Source organism: Undibacterium sp. GrIS 1.8 (assembly GCF_040544445.1).
In the GTDB taxonomy this organism is placed as follows: domain Bacteria; phylum Pseudomonadota; class Gammaproteobacteria; order Burkholderiales; family Burkholderiaceae_D; genus Undibacterium.
In genome coordinates this window covers 98,701-109,995 of sequence record NZ_JBEONQ010000014.1, presented here as the reverse complement: position 1 = coordinate 109,995, position 11,295 = coordinate 98,701, and the positions used below count along the sequence as shown (strand labels likewise).

The window sequence follows — 11,295 nt, the reverse complement described above, 5'->3', positions numbered from 1 at the left end:
ACTTTCATCTTGCCAGAAATGGCCGCTCCTTTCTCATCTATTTTGCGCTTCTCGCAATAAAATTACTCTCCGGTGTTTCGTTTTGCAAGAACCTCCTTAGTTTTAAACTTAGTTTTAAAGCTTACTTCGTCACATTGTTTAAGGCGGTCAACATCGGCTGCAACATTGCTTCACCCAATTTCATACTACGCGCGCCATCCCAGCCGACTTCTAAATCTGGCAAATTAGCGTTGTCTTTAAATGGTAATTCCAAGGTTAGAGATACACATTTAAAAGTATGGCCGATGTATTTGGATGCCAGTTTCAATACGTCTTCATTGTATTTGCTCGCCTCGTAACCAAACTTGGTTTGGAAATCTGGGCTAGCGGCCACAAAACTATCTACAAATGCTTGCTGATCAGCCGCCTGTTTTTCACTGAAGCCCGCCAACATTTCGCTGCCAGCGACAAAGTTATATGGCAAGGCTTCATCACCATGGATATCCAAAAACAAATCACAACCAATTTCATGGATTTTATTTTTCACATGAAAAACTTCCGGACTAGTTTCTAACGATGGGGTCATCCACTCGCGGTTCAAATTAGCGCCCGCTGCATTGGTGCGCAGGTTACCGCGTACAGAACCATCTGGATTCATATTCGGCACAATATATAAAACTGCCTGATCCAAGATACGGCGCGCAATCGGATTCGCAACATCGATCAAGGCGTTTAAAGTGCCCTCTACCAGCCACTCGGCCATTGTCTCGCCCGGATGCTGACGTGCGATGATCCAGACTTTTTTAGTGGCAGCAGGATCACCGACCACGATCATATTCAAATCGCGGCCATCGACCGTGCTGCCTAAATCCTCTACACGAACCAAAGGTGATTGCTCAACGCTACCCAATACCGCCAAATGGCGTTCCCAGCTGTACGGCTCAAAATAAGCGTAATACACGCTATCAAATTCGGGGGAGTGACTGATCGTCATCACTTTACCGTCGAACTCGGTGTCCACACGGAACCAGTTCTCGCGGTCGTAGCTTGCTACCGCACGATAATTTTGCCAACCCGCCGGGTAAGTAGAGTCGCCCGCGTTCAATACACGCATCACCACATCCTGATCACGTGCCCCTTGCAACCGAAAGTAAAACCATTGTGCGATATCAGCATGCGAATCTTTACGCAACTTCAATTCAATCGCATCAGCCTGCACCGCGCTCACAACCTCAATAGCACCTGCGTCAAAGTTTTGACTAATTTTGATGGACATACTTTGTTCTACACTTTCATATTTAAAATTGATCGGCTAGGGCCGCAACATAGATGCAGCAATAAGATCACTATTGTCACAGGTTTTGCTTAAGTGTGAAAATAATTTAGTCAAATTTAGATAAATATCGACTCACGCAATAGCATGCGAGAGCATATCAAGGTAATTCAAGTCTTTACCATTCATAAACTACACCGCATAAAACGACCATAATTTTCCATGGAAAAAAACCTAAGCATGCACTATAATCCTTCGCTTAGTGTCGGGGCGTAGCGCAGCCTGGTAGCGTACGTGCATGGGGTGCACGGGGTCGAGTGTTCGAATCACTCCGTCCCGACCAATTAGAACAAGGACTACAGATTTATTTCTGTTAGTCCTTTTTTATTTTTCAATTTTTTACTCTACTTTGCCCCCAGATTGAAAAACATATGTTGAATAAGAAAAAATATTGCTCATCGATTTGACCGAGATACAAATAACCAATCTAAAACAAACCCTGCTACATCTAGCAGTCATGGACAAGTTTGTAACAAAATTCCAAAAAATAAACCAGCCAGCGAATTATTTAAAATGCATCCAGGCTGAGAAAGTTAGGTGAGCTTCCCTTAGTTTTGTGGACATTTCTTAACTCCTATCTACTCAGATTAAGGATGATTAAAATTTCAAAAACAAACAGAATCCAAAGTCGTAAAAATAATAACTTGTAAAAATTGTAAGCTGGTTTTTTTAATGTTCTTCACCGAAAGTTATAAATTCATCACCACCTCATTTAATTGCCATATTAATAATTTAAATTTAGGCCTAGACAATGTGAGTAGGGTCGAACAGTTATGTTATTATTTAGTAAATACTTATTTAATAAGCAATTATGATTAATCACATTACTCAAAAAACACTCATACAACTTCAGGAAAAATATGTTCCAAGTAAGATTTTCTAAAATAACCATTTCTATGGTTTTCAGCCTTATCCTTACCTCTTGTGGTGGTGGCAGTGACACAAAATCCCAACCAGACCCTTTTGCTCTTGTTGGAGCTGAAGGCTTATATGATGGAATGTCAATATCAGAAAAATCCAAAGTTTCCAAACTAATCTTGAACGATGGTACGTTTTATATAGTCCAATTCGCTTATCAAGATTCATCAACTATTGCTTATTTCGCTACAGGAAAAGGTAGTTTATCTGACGGCGTTTTTAGGTCAAATTATTTTCGATTCGTAAGCGTATCCGACAAGGGTTATACCCCCAACCCTGTTTATTCTTTTCAAGGATCTATAGTTACCTCAAGTTATGGCATTAATGGCCCTAGATTACTTAGCAGCTCGATAAATCATTTACCCCTTGCATTTACTGTTGATTTTGATGTTTTAAGTTATGAGCCACAATATCAACAAGTAGCTAATTTACTGGATGTCGTCGGAAGTTATAGCGGAGCTATTTCGTTTGGAAGCTCTGATTATCAAGCAACACTACCGCCAAGTAGAGATTTAACCACTCTCACAGTAGATGCAAGTGGCGCTCTCAAAGGCACAACTAACAACGGATGTACTTTCTCTGGATCTTTCGCGCCTTATCAGAGGGGAAATGTATTCAATGCAAGTATTATTTTTGACGACGTGCCATGTACTTTTGCAAAAATCAATGTTACCGGTCACGCATATTTTGAACCAAATACCAAACGCTTATATGTCTTGACCATGCAGCCCGATGGAGTCGAGGGTGCTGTATTTACAGGCTTTAAAAATTAGATTGACTTTGGAAACATCGCGCAGATATAGCGAAAAGTCAATCTCACAAATGCTCAGTACCTGAATGGGATATACAGCTACTTTTGCATTGTAGTCATTGCTCGCTGTAAGTTGGATAAATTAGTCTGTAGTGTTGGTAAAACCGGACCATTTTGAATCATATAATCTGCGATAGATTTATCATGCGCAGATCGCAGGTTCGCTATCTTTTGAACGACAGCTGGATCTAAAACTATCGTCGAACCCTCTCGAATTTGGGCCACACTTTTAGGTGAGATTAATTTAGTTGTACTTGGTCCACCTTGACCTAGAACAGAACTTTTTGACGCCGTTCTAAACGCGACAAAATTGAGGCCATTGCCTGATAATGTAGTGCCCTTGAGAAATGTCCATGTCGTTCCTTCCATTCGATTAAACCCAGTAAATTGAAAACTAAAATATTCATAGTAGTTGGTTGAAGAATCGACAAGGACACCCCAAGTTTTATTTGAAGGACTATAGCTGCATAATGCGATGTTATTAGCTCCGGAAGCTCCAGCCCGATTGCCGGACAAATAAGTGGTTCCACCAGAGTTATATACATTCTGAAATCTCATGCGTTCACCATAATAAACTGGGAAAGAAGCGTTACCCATCGTAGCTGCCCATTCTCCATAGCAAGCATTTGGATAGTTGGTATTATCACCATTTACGAAATCAAATCGCGTTATGTTAGTTGTAAATCCAAGTATGTTTAGGGTCGCATCTTTCCCACCATTAAAGTTAATTGACATTGACCCTACGTCCAAACTCTGCGGCGCTCCTTCTGAGCAGCCAAAACATGCACCGTTGACAGCTTTTACGACACGTCCTGAGTAAGAAGAATCTCCCGTCAATGTTCCTGAGCTGTAGTACCACACCGGCTGTTTATTTGAATCATATGAATAGGCGGCAAAAAACAATTGATTATCTTGAATTTCTATTGAGTACCCTCTGCCGCCTTCAGCAGGATTCCACCACCAACCTGACTCAGGGGAGTTTGCCCGAGCAATTCCCGTGAAAAGGCTAAAAAAAACAAGCACCATGTAAAAATGTTTAAAACGCATCTAGTTCTCCGAAGGCTTTGTTATGTAAAGTTGCAATTGTACAATAATAAAATTTATCACTTTAATTCGCTAATATTTGGCCTTTAAATCTTACTCAACCTATTATTGCGCTAGATGAAATACTTAGGAGCAAAATTATATTGAGAGTTAATTTCAATTATTGAAATTTCTTCATCCATGCCTAGGTCGGCAAAGTATTTTTTTATCGTCCGAAGAGGTACTTTTGAGTAGGCAAAATTTTGTTTGCTCAAAGTTATGCCGCTAAGTCATCTGCATTCTGAAAAAAGCGATATCGCATAAGTGATCATAAAATTTTGTAGGTACTATAAAAATCATCTTATTTAGTTAGCAATGACCACATAACTATTTCACAATTTTTGCAGGGCAGTTCTGTAACTGACCAGTCAACGCCAAATTGCTGATTCGAGTATTCTAGAGTGCATTGAACCAGTTGCGTTCTAACTCTTTTTTGTAGGACTGATGCAAAGCTGACCACATGGCTTTGCATCAGTCCTACATTTTTATATCAGACATATCGGCACTTCCATGACCAGCTCATCGTATTCTTCCAACCAAAACACGCCCGTTAAACCAGTACTGACCAAAAATTTAGTGATGTTCTTCGCATTCTGTTGTGGTGCGATAGTCTCTAATATTTATTATTCTCAACCGTTGATTGAGCTGATTGCGCCAGAAATCGGCTTGACCGATAGCGTTGCCAGCTTGATCGTATCTCTGACGCAAGCAGGTTATGCGCTTGGGATGTTGTTGCTGGTACCGCTCGGTGATTTGCTGGAAAACCGTAAGCTCATGGTCAGCACTTTGGTCGTTGCGATGGTGAGTCTGGTGGGTGCGGCGACCGCACATAGCCCCAATGTTTTTTTATTCTTTTCTATCCTCATCGGATTTAGCTCCGTGTCGGTGCAAATGATCGTACCGCTGGCGGCGCATATGGCGGATGAATCTACCCGTGGTCGCGTGGTCGGTAGTGTCATGAGTGGCCTGTTGTTCGGTATTTTGCTATCGCGTCCAATTGCGAGTCTGATCGCTGATCACTTCGGCTGGCGCGCCGTATTTTTGATGGCCAGCGTATTAATGGTGCTGATTGTTGTGTTGCTGCTGGTGACAATGCCTAAACGCCAGCCAGCACATTCTGCCACTTACTTTCAGTTATTGCGCTCTTTACTGACACTATTTCGTTACCAGCCGGTGTTGCGACAAAGAGCGTTTTATCAAGCGAGCATGTTTGGCTCTATGGCCTTATTCTGGACGGTTGCACCGGTGGAGCTGGCGCGTCACTTTAGTTTTTCTCAAACGCAGATAGCCCTGTTTGCTTTGGTAGGCGCTGCCGGTGCATTTGCTGCGCCGTTTGCTGGCAGGCTTGCAGATGCGGGACATGGGCGCATCGGTAGTTTGATGGCGATGATCGGTGCCATTTTGAGTTTTTGGCCTTCGCTTATGATCCCCGCTTTAGGTGTGATCGGATTGGGAATCACTGCCGTATTGCTGGATCTATGCGTGCAAATCAGTATGGTGATTGGTCAGCGGGAAGTGTATGCGCTAGACCCGGCTAGTCGAAGTCGCATCAACAGTATTTACATGACTTGTATTTTTGCCGGTGGTGCAACCGGATCGGGTATTGGCAGTAGCTTGTACGTTAACGGTGGCTGGATGTGGGTCGGCACCGTCGGCAGTTTGATCGCCAGCATTGCGTTGATGAAGTTTTTATTTGATCAGCGTAAAAGTAAATCGTAGTTGAAACTGCCGGTTGAATCGAAGGTGAGAATAGTAGGAAAATCAATATACTCCCCCTAATTTTTTAATAATATGTCTTATTGTCCAATGATTATATGGACAATTAAATATACTTACCCTTAGTATATTTAACGTCATCAATTGAACTCTGATTAGCCTGCGAGCTTTACGGTTGGCAAACTCTTGGTAAGCTCAATGTAAAAACGCAGACCATAGAGGACTTTTCCTATGCACTGCGCTCTGCTATTTCAGCTTGATACTAAGATTGGTCTGCATATTCAACACCGACCGACTTCGGTTAAATCGCTTCCGATCATCAAGCTGATCTACGGCCTTGATTTACTTCGCCAAATTCTTTTTGATAATCGCGTCGGCGGCGGATTCTGCCTCTTGCACAGGCTGACTTAACGTTTGGGTCGCATATACCGGCGCTGCGGGCATTGGTGCGCCTAATGTTGCGCCATCGAGATGACTCACATCCAAAGTGACCAACGTTGATAAGCCGATGCGCAAAGGGTGTTCTGCCAATTCTTTTGGATCCAGGGAGATACGCACTGGTACCCGCTGGACGACTTTAATCCAGTTGCCCGTGGCATTTTGTGCAGGCAGCAAGGAGAAAGCGCTGCCAGTACCTGCGGATAATCCAACCACTTTGCCGTGGTACACCACTTTGCTGCCATACACATCTGCCTCGATCCGGGCAGCTTGTCCCAGACGGATATTTTGCAATTCTGATTCTTTAAAATTGGCATCAACCCATAGCTGATCCAGCGGCACTATCGACATCAATGTTGTACCCGGAGTGACGCGACTACCCACTTGAACACTGCGTTTGGCAATGTAGCCAGTAACCGGCGCTAGTACCGCGTTGCGGCGAGCCGCGAGCCAGGCTTGTACATAATCCGCTTTTGCAGATAAGACGCTAGGATTATCCACCAGACTCACTCCGGCGACCGCAGCACGGCTGGCATCTGCCTGCTTGATTGCTACGTCGAGCGAAGCTTTCGCGTTATCGACAGCTTGCTTTGCATGTGCGACTTCTTCACCGGACAAGGTATGGTCAGCGGCCAAAGGCTGGCGACGCGCCAGATCATCTGCTGCATCTTTTAAGCTCAACTTTTTAAGCTCGATAGTCGCCTCGTATTGCGCCACATTGGAATACCGTTCACGCAGCTGTCTTACTGTCGTACCAAGGCGAGCTTCTGCCTGACTCAGTGCGACATTGGCGTCAATCGGATCGAGCTTTAATATCTCTGCGCCTGCTTTCACCAACTGGGTTTCATCTGCACGAATCTCTTGCACATTGCCCGTGACTTGCGAAGACAGCGTGACCAAATTGCCGCCGACGTAGGCGTTATCGGTATCTACTTCTTTCGATAAAACCAAAGTGTAATAAATGGCGTAGGCAATACCTGCCAAAATAAAAAATAAGGTGATCCCTAATAAAACGAACTTACGTTTATTAGAATTCGGTAGATTGTCGTTGTCGGTCGTCATGGCGAATATTCCGTTGATTTCTGTTGATTTTGTTAGTTACAGTGAGTGCTGATCTGTTTTACTTTGGGCTAATTTTTTAAAAACATTTGACTGAAGAGTAATGACTTATGTATCAATGACTCTGAGCCGCTTGCTGATGGAAGTTTGTATTCAGCGTTACTGGATCAGCCTGATAGCCGCCACCCAGTGCTTTAATCAAAGACACCTCTGCCTGCAGTTGCTGATTTTTCAGTTGCAACATATCGTCCTGCTGCCTTAACAAGGCAAGTTCTGCGCTGATGACTGTTCCGCGCTCTGCTAGACCTTGTTTTAACTTAGCCTGCGCTGAGCGGAGCATTTCTGCATTGGTCTGTACTATTTTTTGCTGTTGTTGCAGCTTGCTATCGATGCCGCGCACATTGATCGCTTGTTGTGCAACGTCACGCACAGCAATGAAAACGCTTTGGTTGTAATCGGCAATCACCTCATTGCGTTGCGAACGACTGGCACCAAGCTGGGCCTGAATACGTTCGCTATCAAACAACGGCAAGGATATGGTCGGACCAATGTATAAAGTGCGGCTGGCAAATTTCAGCAAATCGCCTAGCGATAAAGAATCTAAACCTAAGGAACCGGTTAAATTGATATCTGGATAAAACGCCGCCTGCGACGCCTCTACCCGGCTCAAGGATGCTTCGACACGCCAGCGCGATGCTTGTAAATCCGGTCTTCTGGCTAATAAGTCCATGCCTAATTTAGCGGGTAGCGCGTGAGAAATATCATGCAACTCTTGCGGTTTTAAATCAGCTAATGCTGTGCTATCGCCACCAATCAAAGCGCGCAAAGCTTCGCGTTCTCCGCCAATTTGCGCTTCGATCTGTGCAATCTGTCCATTCATACGACTGAGTTCTGCATCGGCCATCCGCTGGTCATCCGCGGTTGCCAAACCATGTTGAACACGCTTCGCTTTATCTGCCACGATGTCGCCTTGTTTAGCGACGCTTTTTTGCATGCTGGCGAGCAGCACCCATTGACTTTGCAAGTTGAAATAACTTTGCGTAATCGCTGTCGCTAAAGTTAACTCAGCTTGCGCATAATCGGCACGACGCGCATTGACTTCACCCACTGCCGCGACGATTTGTGCCCGATGCTTTCCCCACCAGTCAAAGTCATATCGCGCCTGCACTTGTAGAATCGTTTCCGTGTAATAGCTGCCACCAATCGGTTTTGGAAACAAGCCATTGGAGGAATAACGTTGCCGGGTTTCCTGTCCGTTAAAATTAATCTCGGGTGCCAGATCAGCACTATTGATCTTCAACGCTGCGTTGGCAGAACCAATACGCGCGGCAGTCATACCCAGACTTGGACTATTGGTCAGGGCTTGGGTAATCAGGCGATTTAATTGTGCGTCGCCATACTGCGTCCACCATTGCTTGTCCGGCCACCCTTCGCTTGCCAATTTAATGTCTGATGCCAGCTGCGCGCTTGCGATATCTTTTTGCGGAAACAGATTTTGATCTGGTGGAATACTGGCACAGCCAGCAATAGCCCACATCAGCGCAAGCGGCGCAGCTCTTTTGAGTAAAAAAGAAGTTTTCACAGTCGTATTTTTCACGATTTGAGATGAGTTAAAGCAGATTGTTAATCTGGTTTGAAAATAAGTGATTGCCATTTTTTTAGCAGTGTTCATCGCCATGTCCTTAGTCCATCGCCGCGTGATCAATCTCTATCGGCGCATTCTTTTTCGGCGGACGAATCAAAATTAAAAGTGGGATCACCATCAGGGTCATGATCATCATCAACCAGTAGTCATTGACGTAAGCGATCATCGATGCTTGCCGCGTGATTTCGCCGTTTAATGTCGTCAGGCTGGTGGTTGTCGCCAGGTTATAGACCGAGGCGACTGTGCTGTCCTGAAAAGCCGCACTCGTGCTGGTGACTTTTTCGACCAGCGAAGAATGGGCGATTTGGGTATTGCGCACTAACAGCGTTTGCACCAGAGCGATGCCAATACTGCTGCCGATATTACGAACCAAACTATAAATCGCGGTACCGTCAGCGCGCATTTCTGGCGTAAGTGTGGCAAAAGTCGCGGCACTCAAAGGCACGAATACCAAGCCCAGTCCAATCCCCTGAATCACGCCGGGCCAGACAATATCGCTTTGCGATAGCACCAAGGTATAACGGGTCATTTGCCATAGCGAGAATGCGGTGATGGAGAAGCCAACACCCAATAAAATTCGCAGATCAACTTTGCCCACCAGGCGCCCTACGATCATCATCGCCAACATGGTGCCAAGACCGCTAGGGGCGGTAACAAGGCCTGCAATTTTGGCGGGGTAATCCATCAGGCCTTGCAACATAGATGGTGCCAGAGCCCGCGTTGCAAACAGCACCATACCAACGATAAAAATAAATAGCAGGCCCGTCACATAATTAGGATTTTTTAGCAGCCGATAATCGAGGAACGATTTACCCGCCGGCCGTAACGCGGCATGCGCTACAAAATAGCTAAAACTCATCGCCAGAATAATCGCTTCTACCCAAGTCTCGGTAGAAGAAAACCAATCGTTCTGCTCGCCTCTGTCCAACAGCATTTGCAAAGAACCAATCGCGATACTCAAGGTGGCAAAACCAAACATATCAAAACTCATGCGGCGTGCTGCCGGCGTTTTGTGGATGTATTTCCAGATACCGTAAAACGCCATCGTGCCCAGCGGCACATTGATAAAAAACACCCAGCGCCAGTTATAACTATCCGTCAGCCAGCCACCCAACGTCGGGCCAAGAATCGGCCCTATCATCACACCCATGCCCCAAACGGCCATGGCAGAACCATGCTTTTCGCGCGGATTAATATCCAGCAAAACCGCTTGCGACAGAGGCACCAGCGCTGCCCCAAATACCCCCTGTAACAAGCGTGCAGCAACGATCTGCCCTAGCGAACCGGACAAACCACACAAGACTGAGGCGAGCGTAAAACCAGCGACAGAAATCAAGAAAATATTCTTTTGACCAAAGCGATCACACAACCAGCCAGTCAAAGGCGTAGTAATGGCGACCGCTACAATAAATGAGGTTAATACCCAAGTGATTTGATCTTGCGACGCTGATAAGCTGCCCTGCATATGCGGTAACGCGACATTGGCAATGGTGCCATCCAGCGCCTGAATAATCGTCGCCAGCATGATAGAAATCGTGATCATGAAACGATTGACGCTGGGATCGTCAACTGCGGGGATAGTCGCTCCGCCCGAGGCGGCAGAAGATGCACTGCTCATTACGCCAACTCCGCCGCCGCTTGCAATGCTTCTAATAATTCGGTCGCAGCGATCAGTTTTTCCTGATCAATCTTAGACAAAAATTCAGCCCGAAACGCGTCCGCTTCGGCTTTCACTTTCAGATAAATCTCATTACCGGCATCGGTTAGTACCACTTGCTTTACCCGCCGATCAGTTTGCGATGGCACCCGATTGACCAAACCTGCTTTGACCAAGCGATCAATCATCGCAACCATGGTCGGATCTTCCACGGCCAGCAAATTGGCTAACTCGGTTTGCGATAAAGGCTTACCGGCCTTGGCGATACTCGCAATCGCCATCCAGCTTGCTTGGCCAACACCCAAATACTTTAAACGCCGGTCCAGCGCTTGCCGCCAAGTACGCGCTGTATTGTGTAGTGCGGCGGAAAATCGTTCTTCGATAGAGGGCATAAGATAAGTAGACTAATAGTTAGATAGCGAACTATAAGATAGCACATGTTTTGCAGTGCGGCAAGGTGAAATGTTTGGGAAATGTTTAGGAAATGTCTTCGGGTTTGGCGTTGGATGAAGCTAAATACTTTGGTCTGATTGAGTCATGCTGCGTACATGCAGATTACCAATGTAGGTTAAATCAATCTCTGTAAATAAATATACTCATAGTAAGTATATTTTAATTGTCCATATATTCTTTGGACAATCAGACATTTTTAATAA

At 45.2% G+C, this 11,295-nt stretch carries 8 protein-coding genes and 1 tRNA gene; 3 read left to right on the top strand and 6 right to left on the bottom strand.

Features of this window, described 5'->3' with window-relative positions; all coding sequences use genetic code 11:
• Positions 1 to 121: 121 nt before the first annotated feature.
• On the bottom strand, positions 122 to 1,255 hold the full coding sequence (locus AAKU64_RS08950; RefSeq protein ID WP_354330852.1) for a M14 family metallopeptidase: 1,134 nt from the start codon (positions 1,253 to 1,255) through the stop codon (positions 122 to 124).
• Positions 1,256 to 1,518: 263 nt separating this feature from the next.
• Here AAKU64_RS08950 and AAKU64_RS08945 point away from each other — a divergent pair.
• Together AAKU64_RS08945 and AAKU64_RS08940 are read left to right on the top strand one after the other, a co-directional pair.
• A tRNA-Pro gene (locus tag AAKU64_RS08945) sits at positions 1,519 to 1,595 on the top strand.
• A 577-nt stretch (positions 1,596 to 2,172) separates the two neighbouring features.
• Entirely contained in the window at positions 2,173 to 3,003 is an 831-nt protein-coding gene (locus AAKU64_RS08940) for a hypothetical protein (protein ID WP_354330854.1), read from the top strand.
• A gap of 77 nt (positions 3,004 to 3,080) precedes the next feature.
• Here the strand turns inward: AAKU64_RS08940 and AAKU64_RS08935 are convergent, their stop codons facing one another.
• A complete protein-coding gene (locus AAKU64_RS08935; RefSeq protein WP_354330856.1) occupies positions 3,081 to 4,088 on the bottom strand; it encodes a hypothetical protein in 1,008 nt (335 codons plus the stop codon).
• A gap of 546 nt (positions 4,089 to 4,634) precedes the next feature.
• On the opposite strand from AAKU64_RS08935, the gene AAKU64_RS08930 reads away from it, so the two are divergent.
• Positions 4,635 to 5,843: an MFS transporter gene (locus AAKU64_RS08930; protein WP_354330858.1), complete on the top strand. Its 1,209-nt coding sequence runs from the start codon at positions 4,635 to 4,637 to the stop codon at positions 5,841 to 5,843.
• A 339-nt stretch (positions 5,844 to 6,182) separates the two neighbouring features.
• On the opposite strand, the gene AAKU64_RS08925 is transcribed toward AAKU64_RS08930, so the two are convergent.
• The 4 genes from AAKU64_RS08925 to AAKU64_RS08910 form a co-directional block, all read right to left on the bottom strand.
• Positions 6,183 to 7,340, bottom strand: coding sequence for an HlyD family secretion protein (locus tag AAKU64_RS08925; protein WP_354330859.1), 1,158 nt, complete (start codon positions 7,338 to 7,340; stop codon positions 6,183 to 6,185).
• Positions 7,341 to 7,452: 112 nt separating this feature from the next.
• Positions 7,453 to 8,934 carry an efflux transporter outer membrane subunit gene (locus tag AAKU64_RS08920; protein ID WP_354362026.1) on the bottom strand — a complete coding sequence of 494 codons (1,482 nt, stop codon included), beginning with the start codon at positions 8,932 to 8,934 and terminating at the stop codon, positions 7,453 to 7,455.
• Between the two features lie 85 nt (positions 8,935 to 9,019).
• A complete protein-coding gene (locus AAKU64_RS08915; RefSeq protein ID WP_503012697.1) occupies positions 9,020 to 10,600 on the bottom strand; it encodes an MDR family MFS transporter in 1,581 nt (526 codons plus the stop codon).
• The gene (locus tag AAKU64_RS08910; RefSeq protein ID WP_354330863.1) at positions 10,600 to 11,031 is read right to left on the bottom strand and encodes a MarR family winged helix-turn-helix transcriptional regulator; all 432 of its coding nucleotides are present in this window, start codon (positions 11,029 to 11,031) and stop codon (positions 10,600 to 10,602) included. The genes AAKU64_RS08915 and AAKU64_RS08910 overlap by 1 nt, the downstream gene beginning before the upstream one ends.
• Positions 11,032 to 11,295: the final 264 nt, after the last annotated feature.

Excerpts from the sequence above, each read along its gene's own strand:
- AAKU64_RS08950 (WP_354330852.1), bottom strand. The coding sequence starts at position 1,255 with ATGTCCATCAAAATTAGTCAAAACTTTGACGCAGGTGCTATTGAGGTT.
- AAKU64_RS08940 (WP_354330854.1), top strand. The coding sequence starts at position 2,173 with ATGTTCCAAGTAAGATTTTCTAAAATAACCATTTCTATGGTTTTCAGC.
- AAKU64_RS08935 (WP_354330856.1), bottom strand. The coding sequence starts at position 4,088 with ATGCGTTTTAAACATTTTTACATGGTGCTTGTTTTTTTTAGCCTTTTC.
- AAKU64_RS08930 (WP_354330858.1), top strand. The coding sequence starts at position 4,635 with ATGACCAGCTCATCGTATTCTTCCAACCAAAACACGCCCGTTAAACCA.
- AAKU64_RS08925 (WP_354330859.1), bottom strand. The coding sequence starts at position 7,340 with ATGACGACCGACAACGACAATCTACCGAATTCTAATAAACGTAAGTTC.
- AAKU64_RS08915 (WP_503012697.1), bottom strand. The coding sequence starts at position 10,600 with ATGAGCAGTGCATCTTCTGCCGCCTCGGGCGGAGCGACTATCCCCGCA.
- AAKU64_RS08910 (WP_354330863.1), bottom strand. The coding sequence starts at position 11,031 with ATGCCCTCTATCGAAGAACGATTTTCCGCCGCACTACACAATACAGCG.